Below are 18,403 nucleotides of genomic sequence, written 5' to 3'. Positions count from 1 at the left end.
AACGCTGGCGACAGTTCTACAACGAGCGCCGGCCCCATAGCGCACATCGCTATCAACCTCCCGCCACGGTCCGTCGAGCCTGGCTGGATTCCGATAATATCGACGCGAGACTCACTGCCTGACTGGCTACAAAATTCCACCGCAGGTCACCGTCACGGTTGCCGGAGCGATGAACACGGCAGTAGGTCTCGCTCAGGCAGAGGAAGTCGGTCTGTCGAAAAATACGGTTGTCGGCAAGACCTGGTCGATCAGCGCCGGGGATCGGCTCGAGATCAAGGTTGGCAAGGCGCGCATCACGCTCGAGAGCAACGGGAACATCTCGATCAGCGGGGCCACACTTTCCATCGATGGTTCGGGCCCTGTGAGAATCAGCGGAAATAACGTCGATATCAATTCTTAGGGGGCCGAGATGGGAGTCGCAGAACATATTGCCGCACTGAGTGTTGCACCGCCGACCCAACGGACGGCTGAGCTGGTTCTCGGAACCATAGCCAAGGTCGATTCGAATCATGGTGTCTGGATCGACTACCCCGATAACCCGTACCAATCCCCACTTGCCGCGATTTGCGCCACGAGTGTCGTTGCGGCAGACGTCGGGCGCGAAGTGGTATTGGCATTCGTGCAGGGTGACCCGGCGCAACCTATCCTCATGGGCCTTCTGCGCCGGCACGGAACAAGAAATCAAGCCGAGGCGAGGGCCGCCGTTCACGCCATCACGCCGGCTATCTCTGCGACCACGGAAGCATCGCACGTATGCGTTGAAGCGGCCGAAGCGATGACGCTGAAGTGCGGCCAGGCAAGTCTCACGTTGAACAAGGACGGACGCGTCATCGTTCGCGGGACGAATGTAGCGACCTATGCTGAAGGTACGCTCCGGTTGCGTGGATCGGTTGTCGAGCTGAACTGAAAGCGACATGTTGCAACTGCAAAATGTGACGCCGTTCGCTGCGGAACGAGCAGTGCAGTTCGACCGACATGGTGGGCACCTGTGGGTCGTGGTTGTCAAGGCAACGTATGATCTGCACGCTGACGGTACGCTGTCGCTATCGAAGCAGCAAGAGCCAGTGAAAACGCATCCGGAGTATTTCGGAGAGCCGGGGCACTCGACCCTGAGGCGAGACGCCGAAATCGTGTTCGCGCATCCGGGGAGCGCCATCATGGTCAACGGTTCGGCATACGCACCCGAAGATGAACCGTTGCGTGAGCTCGATGTCGGCATCTCGATCGGGTCGATACATCGAGTCATCAGGGTGTTCGGCGCGCGTCGTTGGGATTCTGGGTTATTCGGACTGCGTATGACGGATCCCGAATTGTTTTCGCGCTGGCCGTTACGGTACGAATTCGCCTACGGCGGAACGAGTTCGCGGCAAAAGGACGGATTCTCCGACAATCCGCTGGGCATGGGATTCTTTGTGGACCGGGACGACGCGCGCGACGGCAAGCTGCCCCATATCGAGGATCCGCGCCATCTGATCAAATCGTGGAAAGATCGACCTGCGCCGGCCGGGATGAATGCGATCCCGCCGCTGTGGCCGGCGCGTGCACGCTTCAGCGGTACAACTGATGAACAGTGGATCACGACGCGCGCACCGCTGGTTCCGGACGATTTCGATGTCGCATTCTTCAACTCGGCCTCGCCGGGCATGGCGACCGCAGTTCCGTTAAGAGGCGGCGAACGTGTCGTGCTTGCCCACCTGACGCCGTCGGCGAAAATGACATTTCGGCTACCTCGCGTGCATTTCAACCTGTTGACGACAATAGGCGGCCGGACGATTCGTCAACACGCACACCTGGATCGCGTGATAGTCGAGCCGGACGACAGTCGATTGGTGATGGTGTGGCGCAGCGTCCTGGCATGCGGGCGTGATGCTCGTCGTGTACAGGTCACGTATGTCGATACCAAGCGGGATCTGCATACCGGGAGGTTCTATGGAGTTTGACAGCCCGATCGTGGTGAGCGGATTCGGTGCGTGTACGTCGGTGGGCTTGTCCGCTGCCGAATCTTGCAACGCCGTACTGTCGAGCGTGTCGCGCATCGCGCGACACAAACGCTACCCGTATGCCCGCAGGGGCGGCGCCATTGCGCTCGCGAAGCTCGATTGTCTGAGTGAGGATGCGACCTGTGTATCGCGAATGACGGAGCTGGCTCGCCGGGCGCTGGACGATTTATTGGCCCGTCATGGGCACATTCTGGACGCATCCGCCGGGATGCCGGCAAGGCCCATTCCGGTGCTGCTTTCGCTCCCGCCCGAGCGTCCCGGTTTGCCGCACGCGGATATCGCGTCCGTCGCTGGCGAAATCTGCAAATCGATGCCGCAATTTTCACGTAGCGGGAGTCGATTTTTTTGCAGCGGTCATACGGGTTTTATCGCGGGTCTGGCCAGGTCGGTCGACATCTTGAAGGCTGGAGAGGCGGATTTTTGCTTCGTTGGCGGAGTCGACTCGCCGCTCGATATGAATTATCTGCACTGGCTCGACGATACCGACCGACTCAAGCACCAGGACAATCCGTTCGGCATGGTTCCCGGTGAGGGTGCGGCTTTTGCTCTTCTGCGCGCGGACGTGGGGCGAGCGTCAGCGGAGAACACGACGCGTGTCGCATTGCGCGCCGTTGGTCTCGCTACGGAAACCATGCCGTGGTATGCCGATCAGGCGTCGCGCGGCGACGGACTGACGGCCGCAATCTCGCAGTGCTTGTCCACCGACATCCAGGTGGACAATTGCTATGGCGATTTGACTGGCGAGACCTGGCGCAGTGCCGAATGGGATTTCGCGTTTCTGCGTAACGGCCGCCAGTTTGCGCACCCGCTCGATATCAGCCACCCGGCGGAGATTTGGGGCGATACCGGGGCGGCGTCTGCCGCAATGCTGTGTATGTTGGCGCACGATGAACTCACGGATATCGTGATGCCGCGACGGCGTTCGCTGGTTTTTTCCGCATCGGATACCAGGCTGTCTCGCGCAGCCTGCCTGCTTGAGCGTATGGGTTCTCATGACGGGGAGGCACCGTGGCATCTACAGTGATCGTCAACAAGCTGACCAATGTTCATTCGAAAAGCGGGGGAATCGCTACCTGCGCGGCGCCGGACTTTTGCAAGACGCCGGGCGCCGGTGTGGTGCCTTATACGAATGTTGCGTTTTCGCGCGATTTGGTCAATGGATCGAAGACCGTTCGTACGAATGGCGTTCCCGCTGCGCTGAAGGAGTCGGAGTTCAAGCCCAGTTATGGCGACGAGCCTGGTGTGGGAGGCGGCGTCGTGTCTGGCGTCAATCGCGGATGGGCGAAATTTACGAACTACAGCTACGACGTCAAGATCGAAGGGCGCAACGTCGCGAGGCTTTCCGATCCCATGATGATGAATGGCAATAACCCGAATACCAATACGCCGGCCGAGGTCCAGTCGAATCTGCTCGACCAGGGCGGAATTCTATGCCGCATTTTTTGCTGGTGCGATGCGGGGAATGATGGTGGCGACTTCGTCAAGATCAAGGAAGTGCCGACGGGCGGGATAACCGCCTGATGCAGGAGAATTTCATATGCCAAAGATGTCGGATAAGGAAAAATGCTTCCAGGAAGCATGGGACAAGTACAAGGACGCAACCGGCAACAAGGACATGGATATCGAGTCCCAGAAGCCTTGGGGGCAACGCCCCGATGGCAGCTGGAACAGCAACTATTCCAGTTGGCAGCACCTGCTCAACAGTTTCCTGAAAGGGGCGACCGAACAGATGCGCTTTCCGGACCTCACGGTAACCAACGGCGGAAAAACGAGCGTGCTCGATCTGAAGTTCACGCGCTCCGATGGAACCGTGGATACCTGGCGAACGAACCCAGGTGCAGGCAATGGTAATTTGCAGCGTCAGGATTACAACACGATCAACGAGCAGGAGAACGGCGGACGTAATCCATACTCCGGTGAGGATCCGAGTCTGGACCCTGAGAAATGTGGTTGCGGAAAGGGAACCAAGGTTCAGCAGGAAGAGGTGCTGAAGCAGGTTCCCGTTCCGGGCATGGGGATGTATGGCATGCCTCTTTTGGAATTTCCCAATGGGGTGCCGTCTCTCGGCCTGGGTGGAGCAGGCGGGATGGTGCCGGAGTTTGTCATTCCGTGAGGAGCGTGATGCAAGACGCAATGAATCTTGGCTTCGAAAGCGCCGATGTCGCTTTGATCAGTCCGTGCCTGTTGTTCGAGTGGGCGATGGAGTTCGACGAAGGTACTGAAATCTTCGATTTCTACAGGCGCGCGCGGGAAGCATTGGGCGATCGCCTGACGCACTACAACACCGGCGACGGACGCTGGAAACCCATCAACAAGCGGGCGGAAAGTCTCGTCAAGACCTGGTGCGAAAACCCCGTCCCTTTTCCGAAGAAATTCTATTGCTTGATGGAAAATGGCGCCGATGCGGGGGCGACGGCCAGCAGCCTGCGAATCGACTTCGCCCATCGTCCGTATGTCGAACCGTCGGCTGACGAACTCAAGCAATGGCGTGCGACCGAGCGGCGGTCGCTCCCGATGCACACGATCCTCAATTTGACGTTGCCGCTCGACCATCCGCTGGTGACCGGCAATCGTGTCGCAGACTGGCTGTGCGAATTCGATATCGTGGCGAACAGACGCTTTATTTCGGGATCCTGTGGATTTGGACTCAACTTTCCCATCAATTTTCCATCCCCCGATCTGGATACGGAAACCCGCAATCGGGTAGCCGCGTTGATGCAGCGATATCCTGGTTTCGATGTCGCGAGCGTCATGGTCGGCGTTGGCAACAAGTTGCGGCAGCGCGACCCCGAGTTCACGGAGCGGCATCAGGCAGCCATTGCGCGTCCCTATCTGAAACGGGCGAACTGGTTGACCTTCCTGAGCGAGAATCAGGTCGACTGGATCGGCGGAATTTCCGGGATCGAGGAACACATTGCCGGAACAGCGGTGCGTTTGCGCCGGCTCAAACATGGTGTGTGCCTGCAGGCCACGCCGGAGCCGCAGCTCGGAGACACCTCTCGCGACGATTACGTTGCTGCGTACGGTCATGTGGCAAAACTGGTGCGACCGGTCAGGCTCGATTCGGTGGATGGCGGCCTGCTGCCGTGGGAGTTTCGGCAGCACGGGGTGCAGGAATGGCTCGATGTCTTCGATCGATCGAATCATTGACGAGGTATGCGTGATGCGAGTCGATATCACGGGACGCGGCATGGGCGTCGCATATCTCGAAAAGAATGCAGAAGGGACCTCGCTCGAGACTTCCGATCTGGTCATGTCCGATCCGTTGCCGTTATTTGCCGGGTACATCGATCTTGGCTTTTATGTGAGCGATGCTCGCGAGCATCGCCGGGCATCGGCGAAGGTCGTGTCGTCGACGTGGGATCCAGCGGGCGAAACGCAACGTTGGCGCGTTGCCACGGATCATCTGCCGGCATGGCAGTGGCGGGTCGCGACCAATCTACTGGCGGCGATGGGCATTCGCTCCAGCATCGTGCACATTGAAGAACCTGACGCGAATGCGGTCGAGCGGGAGCTTGTCGTGGATCAGGGGGAATGGCCTCGCCCCCCGGTTGATGCGCCATTTGCGTTCGTGCAGAAGCTCGACGGGCGTGATTCGATTCGCGGGTGTGAAGTACAAATCGAGTTCGATCAGCCCCTCACCAAAGAGGCCGCAACCCCGATATGTGCCGCGATCGAGACATGGGCGAACGTTGTCGCCCGGAGCGGCTTCGCTCCGCCGGGCGTCGATCCCGCGAACGCGGGAACGTTCGCGAGCGGCACCTATCAGTATGATTCGCATACGATTGCTTCGAGTTTCGACTACGTATTCAGAGTCGATCCGGCGTGTTTCGATGCACTCGTCGGCTATTTATCGAGAATTCATCGAGACGGGCGAAAGATCCGTCGACTGACGGTGACCTGATGCCATGTCGGATAGCAACGAACTGTTTTCCGAGCGTTTCTGTACGGAACACCTCGAGGAAATCGTGCATCTGGACCGCGTCCGTGAGCGGGCTTCGCTCTTGTCCGATTTTACGCTCGACGATTTCGTTCGAATGGACAGGCGCCTGCTCGGTCACTTGAGAGGTCTGACATTGCGCGAAGCGACCGCGTGGCGATGCATCAGAAATTGCATCGACACTCAAGGGGCCACGCCGGGGATGTTGTTTGCAGCGGGTATCGTTGCGTTCGCAGGAGGCGATCGGGGGCGGCTCGAAGAATATCGGACATGGTTGGACGATCAGGTGCCGCGCTACCCATTGATGGAAAAAATCGCAAAATGGATCGGGCCTGCCTGGTATCGGATCGGTGAATTCAGGCTCGCCGGGCTCGATAACGATTTCGACGTCATATGCCGACTGAACGCCGCAGCAACGTCCGAAGAGGCTGATGCCGTCATTGCTTCCACGCCGCGGGATTCGGCGTCGGCGGTCGTGACCGCGATTGCCAATGCGGTTCGCCAGTTCGGATTGAAGCGCTTTGCGGGCGACATGACGATTCTGCTCGAGCATCAAGACCGCGCAGTAAGGTCCGCGGCGTTCATGGCGCTGCTCCGGCTCGAGGGCGCGGCCGCACTCGACCGGCTTTGGCGGGCTCAGTGGACGGATCTGGATTGCCCCGAACTCTTTTATCGCGCCATGACCGTTTTGCCTCCGCCCGTCGTTCCGGAATGGATCGAACGACTGGAAAATCAGGGGCGGCGCCGCGAGGCGCTTGTCTGTGCTGCATTTTCCGGATTGTCGGCTCAGATTCCTTACCTGTCCGGCAAAATCGACGCTCCTCAATTGTCGACGTTGGCAAAACTGTGCCACGTTGCCGTTGTGGGATATCTACCTGCGGAGCACGTGTCCGGTTCGGGGCGGATCGGAAAGGACGATTCGAGCGTTGAATTTGCCCCCCTCGATCAGCCGGAAATGTTCTTTTTCCACGAGGGGAACCATCGAAACGCGCAGGATGGCGCGGAATTGCAAATTGAGAATGCGTCATCGGGTAGTCGCGTCATCGCTGGTCAAGCGATAACGATACAGCATGCTATTTCGATATTTCAAAAAGGGGTGCAGCTGCAGCGCGTCATCGCGGGATATTGGCTTGAGAGTCTGGAGGGAGGGGGCCGTCTCGACCCCACAGCTCCGGGCTTTTTTCAGGTCCAGGAACTTTCGGCGATGACCCTCAGATTTGCATAAGCGGCCACTTCGCCCTTCTATCGGAGGCTAACTTTCATGATGAGAGCGGCGTTAGATGTTGGTCGACAGGCTACTGCTATGGCGTGTGATGGGGAAGCACGTGCGTGGTCGACACGAATGTTAGTCGGACACACCGTCAGTCAATTTACGTGGACCAGTGCGTGATAGATACGCACTGCAAATCGTTCAGACGCGACGGTGCAAGCCCACAACACCGCGATCGCGACGACTCTTGCGATACCCGCCGACCCGCATCGGCGATCGTCCTTTTCGATACGCTCAGCGCATTGCAGGTGCCGGCGCGATGGCGATCAACTGCCGCGGCCGAAGAACCGGTCGATGCGCTTGATCTCGCCCACCCGCTGCGCCTGCTCCAGCTCTCGCCTGACCTGCGCGCGTGTCTTGCCGAAGGCGACGTTGCGGGGGTTCGACGCGGAAGCGGGTGATTCACTCTCCGTTGTTTCCGACGGCGCCGCGGCAGCCGATGACGGCGTGACAGCGGCCGGCGAACCCGGTTCCTGCGCATGAAGCGGTACCACGAAACCGGCCCAGGCAGCGGCGGCTGCCAAGGCGGACGATCTGGCGAGATGCATGCAATCCATGTCCGGAATCCTGTCGTTGGCCAGGCGCGATCGATATGCCCCTGATCGAGAGCGTACGGGACGAGCGACGTGATCCGTTGACGGACGTCAAGCGCAGACGAATCGCGCGCCGGACAGCGCATTGCCCGTGTCGGCGCCCGTTCTTGACGCAGGTCACGCCGGCGGCGCGGCATGGAGCCAGGATGGACGTGTCCGGCAGCCCGTGCCGGCGATTGCCGGCGACGTGCGTGACTCGCGCGTGGCCTGGCTGCGACGACCGGAGGGCGCATCATGGATCACGGGAAGGCATTGATCGTCTGGTTTGACGACCTGCGGCGCGGCGATGTGCCGAGCGTCGGCGGAAAGAATGCATCGCTGGGCGAACTGATCGGCAACCTGTCCGCACAGGGCGTGAGCGTGCCGCCCGGCTTCGCATCGACCGCGGATGCCTACTGGCGGTTCATCGATGCGAACGGATTGAGGCAGACCATCGGCAGCACGCTCGACGCGTTCGTCGCCAGGAAGATGCCGCTCGCCGATGCCGGCGCGGCGATCCGGCAGGCGATCCTTCACGGCGACTGGCCCGACGACATCGCCGATGCGATTCGGGACGCGTATCGGCAACTGTGCCGCCAGTCGGGGCGACCCGACGTCGACGTCGCCGTGCGCTCGAGTGCGACTGCCGAGGATCTTCCCGACGCGAGCTTCGCGGGGCAGCAGGAAACCTACCTGAACGTGCGCGGCGAGCGCGCGTTGCTCGCTGCCTGCCGCCGGTGCTACGCATCGCTGTTCACCGACCGCGCGATTGCGTACCGGGAAGAAAAGGGCTTCGATCATCTGCGTGTCGCGCTGTCGATCGGCGTGCAGCGGATGGTACGTTCGGATGTCGGCGCGGCCGGCGTGATGTTCTCGCTCGACACGGAAACGGGCTTTGACAAGGTGGTGCTGATCAGTGCCGCATGGGGGCTGGGCGAGAACGTGGTGCAGGGCATCGTCGATCCCGACGAATATGAAGTGTTCAAGCCCCTGCTCGGCGATCCCGCATGCAGCCCCGTCATCGGCAAGACGCTCGGCGGCAAGGCGCGAAAGCTGATCTATGCGCGCGACGAGGATGCGCCGACCCGCAACGTACCGACGTCGAAAGCCGAGCGTGCCGCGTTCGTCCTGACGGATCGCGACATCCTGGCGCTTGCGCACTGGGCCTGCGCGATCGAAACGCACTATGGCCAGCCGATGGATATCGAGTGGGCGAAGGACGGCGTCAGCGGTGAACTGTTCGTTGTTCAGGCACGTCCCGAAACGGTGCAGTCCCGGCGTGAAGCCAGCGCCGTGAAGACCTACCGGCTCGGCCAGACCGGCCGGAAGCTGCTCACCGGCGTCAGTGTCGGAGAGGCCGTCGCGGCAGGCAGCGTGTGCGTGATCGACAGCCCGCGCGACATGGCGCGCTTCGTCGACGGTGCGGTGCTCGTGACGCGCACGACGGATCCGGACTGGCTGCCGGTCATGCGTCGCGCCGCCGCGATCATCACCGACCACGGGGGCCGCACGTCGCATGCCGCGATCGTGAGCCGCGAGCTGGGGTTGCCGGCGATCGTCGGCACCGGCAATGCGACGAACGTGCTGCACGACCAGCAGGAAGTGACGGTGTCGTGCGCGGAGGGCGAGGCAGGCTTCGTTTACGAAGGCATCGCGCAATACGACGTGGAAGCGATCGACCTGGCCGACCTGGCGACCACCCGCACGCGGGTCATGCTGAACCTCGCGAACCCGGCCGCGGCTTTCAGGTGGTGGCGCCTGCCGGCCGACGGCATCGGACTTGCGCGCATGGAGTTCGTGATCAGCAACCACATCAAGGTGCATCCGATGGCGCTGGCCCGCTACGACGCCTTGCAGGACGAGCGGGCGAAGCGCGCCATCGCGGCGCTGACGGCGGGCTACGACGATCCGGCGGACTATTTCGTTGACCGGCTGGCGCGCGGCCTCGCGCGCATCGCGGCGGTCTGCCATCCCGCACCGGTCATCGTCCGCATGAGCGACTTCAAGACGAACGAATACGCGCACCTCGTCGGCGGCGCGCAGTTCGAACCGCACGAAGAGAATCCGATGCTCGGATTTCGTGGTGCGTCGCGCTACTACTCGCCGCGCTACCTCGACGGGTTTGCGCTCGAATGCCGGGCGATCGCGCGGCTGCGCAACGACATGGGGTTCAGGAACGTGATCGTGATGATCCCGTTCTGCCGTACGCCCGACGAGGCGGACCGCGTGCTCGAGGTGCTGGCCGGGAACGGCCTGAAGCGCGGCGAACACGGCCTGCAGATCTACGTGATGTGCGAGATCCCGTCGAACGTCATTCTGGCGAGCGCGTTCGCGAAGCGCTTTGACGGGTTTTCGATCGGCAGCAACGACCTGACCCAACTCACGCTCGGGGTCGACCGCGACTCGGCGGAGCTGGCCGGCCTGTTCGACGAGCGCAACGAAGCGGTGAAGTGGATGATTGCCCGCGTGATCGCCTCCGCGCACGATGCCGGGGCGAAGGTCGGACTGTGCGGCCAGGCGCCGAGCGATCATCCGGAATTCGTCGATTTCCTCGTCGCCTGCGGCATCGACTCGGTTTCCGTGAGCCCCGACAGCTTCATCGGGGTCAAGCGTCGCGTGGCGGCCGCGGAACAGGCAGCGCGCGACGCGCAAACGCCGCCGGCCTGAACGGCGCGGCGCCCGGGCGCGCGATCATGCCGGTTCAGCTGGACGACGTCACGTCACGCTGCGCCGCGCACGCGCACCGCCGGCCGCGTTCGGCGCGGGCAAACGCGGCCTGCAGCGCGGGATGAACGACGGTGCGCCAGCGCTCACCCGTGAACAGCCCGTAGTGGTCGCAATCCTCGACGTCGACGATCTGCCGCGCGTCCGGTGCAAGGCCGCTGCACATGGCCTGCGCGGCATGGGTCTGTCCCGCGCCGGTGACGGCATCGTGCGTGCCTTCGACGGTCAGCAGCAGGATGGCGCGCAGCGCGGCGGGGTCGACACGCTGACCTCGGACGAACCAGGTGCCGTTTGCGAGGCAGGTACGCTGGAACACGATGTCGACGGTGTCGAGGAAGTACTCGGCGGGCATGTCGAGGAGCGTCAGGTATTCGCGTAGTGCATGGCGCGCCTGCGCGAGTGCGTCGGCATCGCCCTCCGTCACCGCACGTCGATAGCGATCGACCAGCGTCATGTAGTGCTGCGGATACGCGAGCGAGATCTCGGCGCGTTGCAGATAGGCCGGAAAAACCTGTCGCCCGTGTCCGGCGAAGCCGGGCGGAACCGTGTCGATCAACGTGGCGCGGCACCATGCGAGGGAATGCGAGCGAGCCGCCATCCCGAGCGCGCCCGGGTTGATCCGCGCATCGAGCGGGCCGCCGATCAGTGTCAGGCTTCCCGGCGGGACGGCCCCGCGTTGCGCGCGCAGCGCAAGCGCGCCGAGCGACGGAACCGTCGCCTGGCAGACGGCGACGACGTGAAGGGGCCGTGCGTCGGCCAGCAGCGTATCGATGAAGCCGTCGAGCATCGCCACGTATTCGTCGAGGCCGAATCGACCCGCGTCCGGCGGCACGTCGCGCGCATCGATCCAGTCGGTGATGCAGACGTCACCATCGGCCAGCAGCGTCTCGACCGTTTCCCGCATCATCACGGCCGCATGGCCGGCCAGCGGCACGCACAGAAGAATCATGCGCGGTGCGCCGGCGCGAGCAAAGCGGCGCAGCGAGCAGAATGGCGTGTGCGCGACGATCGTTTCGTCGACGTCGACACGTCGGCCGTCCAGGGCGATCGAATCGATCGCGAACCGCGGCGGACCGGCATGCAGGTCGAGCAGGGGCTCGACCAGATCGGCGTAACACGCCGTCGCCACACCGGGCCAGAGACCGCGCGCGAACCGCGCGGCCGCGTCCCACGTACGCCACCATTGCCGTTGCTGTTCAATCAGGTCATACCACATCGCGCATGGACGAGAAGCCGCCGGGGATTCGGACAAGTCTACTGTCGCCGGATTGCACGGCGGCGGGTTGACCTGCATCAGCGTCGGCTCGACCGCCGGTGCCTAAACTGACCGTCGGATCCTGGGCGGGAGCACGGAGCGGACCATGGATGCTTCTCGACGCATGCTCGTCGTTTTCTACTCGCGCAGCGAAACGACGGCGGGGCTGGCGCGCCGGCTTGCAGCGGCACTCGGCGCGGATTGCGAACGGTTGCGGGAGCTCGACGATCGACGGCGGGCGGGGGCCATCGGTTATCTGCGTTCGCTTGCCGACGTGATCCGCCAGCGCGCGGCGGAGCTGCGGCCGACGGTCTCGTCCCCGTCGGCCTACGACGTGGTCGTGCTCGGCACGCCGATCTGGGCCGGGCGCGCCTCGACGCCGGTGTCGACCTGGCTCGCCCGTCACGGGCACGAACTGCACGCGACCGCATTCTTCTGCACGATGGGCCTGCGTGGCGACCTGACGGCATTCGGACAGATGCAGGCGCTGGCACGGCAACGACCGATCGCGACCTGCGCGATTTCCGCGCGCGATATCGGTCACGGTCTGGCGTCCCGCAAACTCGCGCGTTTTGTCCGGTCGATCGCTCGACGGCTTGCCGTGCGTGAACGGCGATCACTCGACCGGTGCGGCCCGCGCCGGACGCCGGCCTGACGACGGCGCGAGGCCCTGGCCGAACCAGGGGATCCCGGAGCCGAGCGACGCGACGTAGCGCGCCCGGCCTCCCGGGTTGCCGCCAAGATGCATGAGCAAGGCGTGGCGTGCTTCGGTTTCGTTCGGCTTGGTCGGCTACCTGTTTCGCGATGCGAATCGTCCCGCGCGCTTCCTTGCAATCCATGAGCGATGCCGCGGCGGCGCGTTGATGGCGATCAGGCCCGATGGTTCGGGCCGATCCGCACTCGATGGTGCGCGCCGTGCGGGGGCTTCGCCGGATTGATCGAGGCACGTCCCGTGTGCCGCGCTGATCTTGCCCGAATCGTCCGACTCGTTACGTATCGGGAATGCAAGCGGACGGCGCGAGCGGATCAGAACCGATCGAGCCGTGCGAGGATTTCGTCGGCGCGGCGCAACAGCGTCTTGTCCTGTTCGGCCGTCGCCCTCACGGCGTGCAGTCTTGCACGCCAGTATGCGGGATCGCTGATCGACGTCTTCTTGTGGAAGTAGCCCCGCGTCTGTTCGAGCAGTCGAATGGATCCTTCGATGTGGGCGAGCTCGCGTTCGACTTCGTAGTACCAGTTCATGAATGGATCTCTTCAGGACGGTGATTCATGGTGGATTCCGGCTGTCAGTGACGCATTGATTTCATGCAAGCCGGATACGACGTTCGGTCTCTCGGAAGAAAACGGGATGATGCGGAGCGCGATATGGACGACGTGCGACCGTGAGCGGGAGTCCGAACGGCCGACGTGAAGATACGTACGCCACCGTGGCGTTCCGATCCTGCGACCAAAGGCTAAACGATCAGATTGACGTGTTCCTGACAGGCAAGCAAAGCGGATCTCCGGATGGCATCGCGTCAGATGAATCGCAGATAGTGGGGGGCGCGTGCGTGCGCTTGCTGACCTGCGTCAAGACCGCTTGCGCTGCAGGAGCGAAGATAAACGTTTGCGCGTGTCGCTCACGATCGGGGACCGGCATGCGCCGTGCCGTCTGCGTCTTCACGTTCATGATACGGGCCTCCATCATGCCTTCCCTGTTTGCGCACACGTCGAATCCCCGGATCATCACGCCGCCCGTCGCGCCACACCGGAATCGTCCGGTCGACGCCGACGGCGACCGGCTGCTGAGTCCCCACGAGATCGCGATCCTGATGGTGCTCGCCAGCGAGCCGCGATGCCAGCCGGGCGACCCCGCCGACCTTCGCTGTCTGGTCGATCGCGGCCTCGTGCGACTCGATACCGCGTCGCTTGTGGAGGCCCCCGCGCGCTTGTCGGACGACGGCTGCCGGATCGTGTCGCGCTTCGCCGCGTGCGATCGCCCCGGCCGCGATGGCAACGCCGGCTTCACGGCCGCGCGCCGGACGGCCACGGCATTGCGCGGAACACCGCACGGCGCACCGCGCTGACCTGCATCAATTTCCGGTTGCGCGGCCGGATTTACCGTTGTTTTCACCGGATGCGAACGGGCGCTCATGGCGACGGGAGCCGATCGCGTCACGCGCCGATGATCCGCTTCGCCCTGACCGGGAGAACGAACATGAATGCTGCGATGCTCTGTACCCGCGATGTCGCGACGTGTCCCGCACGAACGACCGTCGTCGAGGCAGCCGCCAGGATGCGTGACGCGCATGCCGGCGACCTGGTCGTCGTCCATGAACAGGACGGACGATGCAAGCCGATCGGCATGGTGACCGACCGGGACATCGTGCTCGCCGTGGTCAGCCCCGACGCGGAGGCCGACGCGCTGTTCGTCGGCGACATCATGTCCGCGCCCGTCGCCGTCGCGGATGTCGACGACGATGTCTGGCTGCTCGCGAAGCGGATGCGTCAGCACGGCGTGCGCCGGCTGCCGGTCGTCGGCGACGACGGCGAACTGGTCGGTATCGTCTCGCTCGACGATCTGCTTCGCGTGGCCGCGGCGCTGCTCGACGAATTGCGCCTCGTGGCGGCGCGTCAGCCGTATTTCGAGGAGAAGCAACGCGACTGATCCGGCGTGCGCCGCGTTCCGTCGCGGCGTGCCCGTGGCGGCCGCGCGCGAAGCGGCGCTGGAGGCTTCAGGTGGCGGCATGGCCCGTGTCGATCCGAAGAAATCGGACACGTTCACCTTCCGAACGCCGACCGCGCTCATCGCGTGCTTGCGATCGCCAGCGCTGTCGACACGAACCCCGCAAGGCGGCGTTCCGCGCATCGTCGGCGGGCATCCGGGAGGCAGTCCGTCCAACCGTTCGTGCCGCGCGAACACGATCCTGATTTCACGACCCGGTGCGATGTTTCCGGCACCCGGCGCGTGCCTGTTCGATGGCGGCGTGTTCGAACGCCGCTCCTTGATCTCGCGCAATTCGGGCGCCGGACGGCACCCTATGCTGGGTGTGCCGACATGGTGGCCGGCATCGACGCGACCTGCCGCGCGGGAGGGGCATGATGAACGGATCCTTGCAGGAGGCGAACGTCGACGACGTGTTGCTCACGGATTGGTATGAGCTGACGATGATGCAGGCCGGCTTCGATGCCGGCATGAACGACGCGGCGAGCTTCGAATTCTTCGTGCGGGCGTTGCCCGGGCACCGCGCATACCTGCTGGCGGCGGGGCTCGCGCCCGTGCTCGATTATCTGGAGCGCCTGTGCTTCCCGCCCGCCGCACTGGAGCAACTGGCCGGAACCGGGCGCCTTCGCGCGGACTTTCTTGCATCGCTCGCCGGATTCCGCTTTACGGGCACGGTCGATGCGATGCCGGAAGGCACGGTGTTCTTTGCCGACGAACCGGTCCTGCGGATCACGGCGCCGCTTCGCGAGGCGCAGTTCGTCGAGAGCCGGGTGATGAACCTGCTCCACTATGCGACGCTGACCGCAAGCAAGGCCGCACGCTCGACGCGCGTCGCGCACGGCAGGTTGCTGGTCGACTTCGGCCTGCGGCGCACGCATGGTGCGGAGGCGGCGATGCTGTCGGCGCGTGCCAGCTATCTGGCGGGTTTTTCCGGGACGGCGACACTGCTTGCCGGCTTGCGCTATGGCATTCCCGTTTACGGCACGATGGCGCATTCATACGTGCAGGCACACGACGACGAAGCGCTCGCGTTCGAACACTTCGCGCGATCGCAGCCGGATAACGCGTTGCTGCTGATCGACACGTACGACACGGAGCGCGCGGCGTACAAGGTGGTCGAACTCGCGCCACGGCTCGCGCGCGACGGCGTCCGCATCAAGGGCGTGCGGATCGACAGCGGCGATCTCGCGGCGCATGCGCGCAACGTTCGCGCGATCCTCGACCGCGGCGGCCTTACCGACGCCACGATCTTCGCGAGCGGCAATCTCGACGAACACCGGTTGCAGGCGCTGGTCCGTGAGCACGCGCCGATCGACGGTTTCGGGATCGGCACGCAGATGGGCACGTCGGCGGATGCGCCGTATCTCGATTGCGCGTACAAGCTGGTCGAGTACGCGGGCCGGACGCGCTGCAAGCGCTCGGAGGGCAAGGCGACACTGCCGGGCCGCAAGCAGGTGTTCCGGCGATACGGCCCGGACGGGCGGATCGCCGGCGATTGCATCGGTCTGGACGGCGAGCGCCTCGACGGAACGCCGCTGTTGCAGCCGGTCATGGTCGCGGGCGCGCGGCTTGCGGCGCCCACGCTCGACGAGAGTCGCGTGCACGCGCTGCGCGAACTGGCCACGCTGCCGGACGCCATGCAGGTACTGACGCCCGTGATGCCGCTGCAGGCGTCGATTTCTCCGGCGCTGGCGGCATGCGTCGCGCAGTGGGGCGGCGGCCCGGACGCGCATGCGAGGCGGCAGGCGGCATGAACGAGGCTCGCAGCCCGACCGGTCACTCGATCGCGGTGGGCCGCATGGTGGCGGCCCCGCGCACGCGTTGCGCGCGTCCGGACGGCACGCAACACCCCGGCGGCATCGGGCGCGGCGCACCATGACGCGCTTCGACGTATTCAACGGCGATGCGGACGGCATCTGCGCGCTGCACCAGCTCCGGCTCGTGACGCCGGCCGAGTCGGTGCTTGTGACGGGCCCCAAGCGCGACATTGCACTGCTGGCGCGCGTGCCTGCGATCCGCGGCGACGCCGTCACCGTCCTGGACGTTTCGCTCGACGCGAACCGCGAGGCCCTGGTTGCGCTGCTCGCGCGAGGCGTCGACGTCGACTATTTCGATCACCACGTGACGGGCGACGTGCCCGCTCATCCCCACCTGCATGCGCATATCGATACGGCGCCGGACACCTGCACGAGCGTCATCGTCGACCGCTGTCTGGCCGGCCGGCAGCGGCTCTGGGCGGCGGTGGGCGCGTATGGCGACAATCTCGACGGCGTGGCCGGCGCGCTCGCCGCCGCCGGCAGCCTGACGGATGCCGATGCACGCCGGCTGCAGGTGCTCGGCGAATCCATCAACTACAACGGCTACGGCGATCTTCCCGACGATCTCTTCATGGCGCCGCTTGCCGTGTATGCGGTGATCCGGCAATTCGCGAATCCGCTTGATTTCGCGGGGTCGCCGTTCGCGCGACGTCTGGCCGAGAACCGGCGGCGCGATATCGCGCGTGCGCAACGGCAGCGCGCGATCTTCGTGCTGCCGGGCGCGGACGTCTACATCCTGCCCGACGCCCGCTGGGCGCGGCGCGTCCGTGGCGTCTTCGCCAACCTGCTCGCGCGGCGGGAGCCGGCGCGCGCGCATGCGGTGCTGACCGTTGCGGCGGGAGGCCGATACACGGTCAGCGTGCGTGCGCCGGTCGCCGCACCGTACGGTGCCGATCGGCTTTGCCGCGCATTTCCGGACGGCGGCGGCCGGGAAGCGGCGGCCGGCATCAACCGGCTCGCGCCCGCGTGCCTCGATGCGTTCGTCGAGGCGCTCGCGAGTGCGTATCCCGCCGCATGAATCGACGCATGCGCCGACGCGCCCGCATCCGTCGGCCCGACCCGGGCCGGCTGTTGCGGGACGGTTGACGCAGGTCAACGCGGCTGTTCCGCCCGCCCCGGAAGATGAACTGCCATCATCGGCCGGGGGGGGCACCTTGGAGCACCATGCGGAGGTATTGCGCGGCGGGCGCTGGACGCTGCCCGCGCCGGGCTGGCGGGATCTCGCCGCGGTGCTGATCGTCATCGGGTTCCTGATGCTGACCGGCATTTCGGCGCACCAGATGGCAGGCCCGCTCGCGGTCGCGCATCCCCCGGCCATCTCGTTGTCCCCCGCGGCGCTGCCCGGCTATACGCTGCGTACGGTCTCGCGCATGTTCGCGGCATTGCTCGCATCGATTGCCTTCGCACTCGTCTACGCGACCGCGGCGGCCAGGAGCCGGTCGGCCGAGCGGGTGCTGATTCCGTTGCTCGACGTGCTGCAGTCGGTGCCGATCCTCGGCTACCTGTCGTTTACGGTGCTGTTCTTCCTGTCGCTGTTTCCGGGGCGGATGCTGGGCGCCGAGTGTGCGGCGATCTTCGCGATCTTCACGAGCCAGGCGTGGAACATGACGTTCAGCTTCTACCAGTCGCTGCGCACGGTGCCGCGCGATCTCGACGAGACAAGCCGCAGCTTCCGGCTGTCCGCATGGCAGCGCTTCTGGCGCCTCGAGGTGCCGTTCGCGATGCCCGGTCTCGTCTGGAACGCGATGATGTCGATGTCGGGCGGCTGGTTCTTCGTGGTCGCATCGGAGGCGATCGCGGTCGGCGACCTGCACGTCGACCTGCCGGGCGTGGGCGCCTATGTCGCACGGGCGATCGCGAACCGGGATCTGGCCGCGGTGGGCTGGGCGATCGTCGCGATGAGCGTCGCGATCGTCCTGTACGACCAGTTGCTGTTCAGGCCGCTGGTCGCGTGGTCGGAACGGTTCCGCTATGGCGATGCCGTGCCCGTGGTCGTGCCGCGCAGCTGGATGCTCGACCTGTTCCACCGGTCGCGATGGATGGCCCGCGCCGGCGGCCCGGTCGGCATGCTGTTGCGCCGCGCGGCGCGTGCGCGGCTGCCCGGGGTCGCGTGGCCGTGGC

General features: G+C 64.5%; 20 protein-coding genes and 1 pseudogene. 18 read left to right on the top strand and 3 right to left on the bottom strand.

What is annotated here, in order from left to right; genetic code table 11:
* The 10 genes and pseudogenes from DPV74_RS28525 to DPV74_RS28480 form a co-directional block, all read left to right on the top strand.
* Positions 1–122 (top strand): annotated as a pseudogene (locus tag DPV74_RS28525) (IS3 family transposase); the annotation flags it as partial.
* 47 nt (positions 123–169) lie between these two features.
* Positions 170–400: a hypothetical protein gene (locus tag DPV74_RS28520; RefSeq protein WP_162923158.1), complete on the top strand. Its 231-nt coding sequence runs from the start codon at positions 170–172 to the stop codon at positions 398–400.
* 9 nt (positions 401–409) lie between these two features.
* The gene (locus DPV74_RS28515; RefSeq protein WP_060180839.1) at positions 410–907 is read left to right on the top strand and encodes a DUF6484 domain-containing protein; all 498 of its coding nucleotides are present in this window, start codon (positions 410–412) and stop codon (positions 905–907) included.
* 7 nt (positions 908–914) lie between these two features.
* Positions 915–1,940: a DUF2169 domain-containing protein gene (locus tag DPV74_RS28510; protein WP_091922959.1), complete on the top strand. Its 1,026-nt coding sequence runs from the start codon at positions 915–917 to the stop codon at positions 1,938–1,940.
* Positions 1,930–3,024 (top strand): hypothetical protein, encoded by a 1,095-nt coding sequence (locus DPV74_RS28505; RefSeq protein ID WP_134319451.1) that lies wholly within the window; start codon positions 1,930–1,932, stop codon positions 3,022–3,024. Before DPV74_RS28510 ends, DPV74_RS28505 begins: the two co-directional genes overlap by 11 nt.
* Complete coding sequence (locus DPV74_RS28500) at positions 3,021–3,521, top strand: DUF4150 domain-containing protein (protein WP_162923157.1); 501 nt, start codon at positions 3,021–3,023, stop codon at positions 3,519–3,521. The genes DPV74_RS28505 and DPV74_RS28500 overlap by 4 nt, the downstream gene beginning before the upstream one ends.
* 16 nt (positions 3,522–3,537) lie before the next feature.
* On the top strand, positions 3,538–4,113 hold the full coding sequence (locus DPV74_RS28495) for a hypothetical protein (protein WP_060172779.1): 576 nt from the start codon (positions 3,538–3,540) through the stop codon (positions 4,111–4,113).
* A gap of 20 nt (positions 4,114–4,133) precedes the next feature.
* Positions 4,134–5,150, top strand: a complete 1,017-nt coding sequence (locus DPV74_RS28490; protein WP_162923156.1) for a type VI immunity family protein — start codon at positions 4,134–4,136, stop codon at positions 5,148–5,150.
* Positions 5,125–5,904, top strand: coding sequence for a hypothetical protein (locus DPV74_RS28485; RefSeq protein ID WP_162923155.1), 780 nt, complete (start codon positions 5,125–5,127; stop codon positions 5,902–5,904). The genes DPV74_RS28490 and DPV74_RS28485 overlap by 26 nt, the downstream gene beginning before the upstream one ends.
* A 4-nt stretch (positions 5,905–5,908) precedes the next feature.
* Positions 5,909–7,165 carry a HEAT repeat domain-containing protein gene (locus DPV74_RS28480; protein ID WP_059696839.1) on the top strand — a complete coding sequence of 419 codons (1,257 nt, stop codon included), beginning with the start codon at positions 5,909–5,911 and terminating at the stop codon, positions 7,163–7,165.
* A 311-nt stretch (positions 7,166–7,476) separates the two neighbouring features.
* Here the strand turns inward: DPV74_RS28480 and DPV74_RS28475 are convergent, their stop codons facing one another.
* Entirely contained in the window at positions 7,477–7,758 is a 282-nt protein-coding gene (locus DPV74_RS28475) for a DUF4148 domain-containing protein (RefSeq protein WP_205571950.1), read from the bottom strand.
* Between the two features lie 279 nt (positions 7,759–8,037).
* On the opposite strand from DPV74_RS28475, the gene ppsA reads away from it, so the two are divergent.
* Positions 8,038–10,449, top strand: a complete 2,412-nt coding sequence (gene ppsA / locus DPV74_RS28470) for a phosphoenolpyruvate synthase (protein ID WP_119338396.1) — start codon at positions 8,038–8,040, stop codon at positions 10,447–10,449.
* A gap of 34 nt (positions 10,450–10,483) precedes the next feature.
* On the opposite strand, the gene phaZ is transcribed toward ppsA, so the two are convergent.
* A complete protein-coding gene (phaZ, locus tag DPV74_RS28465; RefSeq protein ID WP_119338395.1) occupies positions 10,484–11,722 on the bottom strand; it encodes a polyhydroxyalkanoate depolymerase in 1,239 nt (412 codons plus the stop codon).
* 145 nt (positions 11,723–11,867) lie between these two features.
* On the opposite strand from phaZ, the gene DPV74_RS28460 reads away from it, so the two are divergent.
* Positions 11,868–12,416, top strand: coding sequence for a flavodoxin (locus DPV74_RS28460; protein ID WP_119338394.1), 549 nt, complete (start codon positions 11,868–11,870; stop codon positions 12,414–12,416).
* A gap of 371 nt (positions 12,417–12,787) precedes the next feature.
* Here DPV74_RS28460 and DPV74_RS28455 read toward each other — a convergent pair whose 3' ends face one another.
* Positions 12,788–13,003 carry a hypothetical protein gene (locus DPV74_RS28455; protein ID WP_059696828.1) on the bottom strand — a complete coding sequence of 72 codons (216 nt, stop codon included), beginning with the start codon at positions 13,001–13,003 and terminating at the stop codon, positions 12,788–12,790.
* Between the two features lie 395 nt (positions 13,004–13,398).
* Here DPV74_RS28455 and DPV74_RS28450 point away from each other — a divergent pair, with 395 nt between their 5' ends.
* The 6 genes from DPV74_RS28450 to DPV74_RS28425 all read left to right on the top strand — a co-directional run.
* Positions 13,399–13,827 carry a hypothetical protein gene (locus DPV74_RS28450; RefSeq protein WP_134319848.1) on the top strand — a complete coding sequence of 143 codons (429 nt, stop codon included), beginning with the start codon at positions 13,399–13,401 and terminating at the stop codon, positions 13,825–13,827.
* Between the two features lie 131 nt (positions 13,828–13,958).
* Positions 13,959–14,408, top strand: a complete 450-nt coding sequence (locus DPV74_RS28445) for a CBS domain-containing protein (RefSeq protein ID WP_059696825.1) — start codon at positions 13,959–13,961, stop codon at positions 14,406–14,408.
* Between the two features lie 34 nt (positions 14,409–14,442).
* Entirely contained in the window at positions 14,443–14,901 is a 459-nt protein-coding gene (locus tag DPV74_RS28440; RefSeq protein WP_162923154.1) for a hypothetical protein, read from the top strand.
* Positions 14,843–16,219 carry a nicotinate phosphoribosyltransferase gene (locus tag DPV74_RS28435; protein ID WP_091923089.1) on the top strand — a complete coding sequence of 459 codons (1,377 nt, stop codon included), beginning with the start codon at positions 14,843–14,845 and terminating at the stop codon, positions 16,217–16,219. The genes DPV74_RS28440 and DPV74_RS28435 overlap by 59 nt, the downstream gene beginning before the upstream one ends.
* A gap of 121 nt (positions 16,220–16,340) precedes the next feature.
* Entirely contained in the window at positions 16,341–17,300 is a 960-nt protein-coding gene (locus DPV74_RS28430; protein ID WP_091922977.1) for an acetyltransferase, read from the top strand.
* Positions 17,301–17,436: 136 nt separating this feature from the next.
* The coding region (locus tag DPV74_RS28425; protein ID WP_119338393.1) for an ABC transporter permease subunit at positions 17,437–18,403 on the top strand (967 nt) is incomplete at its 3' end.

Origin of the sequence: Burkholderia sp. HAN2018 (assembly GCF_024704855.1) — a bacterium.
Classification (GTDB): domain Bacteria; phylum Pseudomonadota; class Gammaproteobacteria; order Burkholderiales; family Burkholderiaceae; genus Burkholderia; species Burkholderia cepacia.
This window is presented reverse-complemented; position numbering and strand designations above follow the sequence as displayed.

Coding starts and splice junctions, on each gene's coding strand:
- phaZ (WP_119338395.1), bottom strand. CDS start 11,722: ATGTGGTATGACCTGATTGAACAGCAACGGCAATGGTGGCGTACGTGG.
- DPV74_RS28435 (WP_091923089.1), top strand. CDS start 14,843: ATGAACGGATCCTTGCAGGAGGCGAACGTCGACGACGTGTTGCTCACG.
- DPV74_RS28445 (WP_059696825.1), top strand. CDS start 13,959: ATGAATGCTGCGATGCTCTGTACCCGCGATGTCGCGACGTGTCCCGCA.
- DPV74_RS28495 (WP_060172779.1), top strand. CDS start 3,538: ATGCCAAAGATGTCGGATAAGGAAAAATGCTTCCAGGAAGCATGGGAC.
- DPV74_RS28515 (WP_060180839.1), top strand. CDS start 410: ATGGGAGTCGCAGAACATATTGCCGCACTGAGTGTTGCACCGCCGACC.
- DPV74_RS28505 (WP_134319451.1), top strand. CDS start 1,930: ATGGAGTTTGACAGCCCGATCGTGGTGAGCGGATTCGGTGCGTGTACG.
- DPV74_RS28490 (WP_162923156.1), top strand. CDS start 4,134: ATGAATCTTGGCTTCGAAAGCGCCGATGTCGCTTTGATCAGTCCGTGC.
- DPV74_RS28430 (WP_091922977.1), top strand. CDS start 16,341: ATGACGCGCTTCGACGTATTCAACGGCGATGCGGACGGCATCTGCGCG.
- DPV74_RS28460 (WP_119338394.1), top strand. CDS start 11,868: ATGGATGCTTCTCGACGCATGCTCGTCGTTTTCTACTCGCGCAGCGAA.
- DPV74_RS28450 (WP_134319848.1), top strand. CDS start 13,399: ATGCGCCGTGCCGTCTGCGTCTTCACGTTCATGATACGGGCCTCCATC.
- DPV74_RS28475 (WP_205571950.1), bottom strand. CDS start 7,758: ATGCATCTCGCCAGATCGTCCGCCTTGGCAGCCGCCGCTGCCTGGGCC.
- DPV74_RS28520 (WP_162923158.1), top strand. CDS start 170: ATGAACACGGCAGTAGGTCTCGCTCAGGCAGAGGAAGTCGGTCTGTCG.
- ppsA (WP_119338396.1), top strand. CDS start 8,038: ATGGATCACGGGAAGGCATTGATCGTCTGGTTTGACGACCTGCGGCGC.
- DPV74_RS28510 (WP_091922959.1), top strand. CDS start 915: ATGTTGCAACTGCAAAATGTGACGCCGTTCGCTGCGGAACGAGCAGTG.
- DPV74_RS28455 (WP_059696828.1), bottom strand. CDS start 13,003: ATGAACTGGTACTACGAAGTCGAACGCGAGCTCGCCCACATCGAAGGA.
- DPV74_RS28480 (WP_059696839.1), top strand. CDS start 5,909: ATGTCGGATAGCAACGAACTGTTTTCCGAGCGTTTCTGTACGGAACAC.
- DPV74_RS28485 (WP_162923155.1), top strand. CDS start 5,125: ATGTCTTCGATCGATCGAATCATTGACGAGGTATGCGTGATGCGAGTC.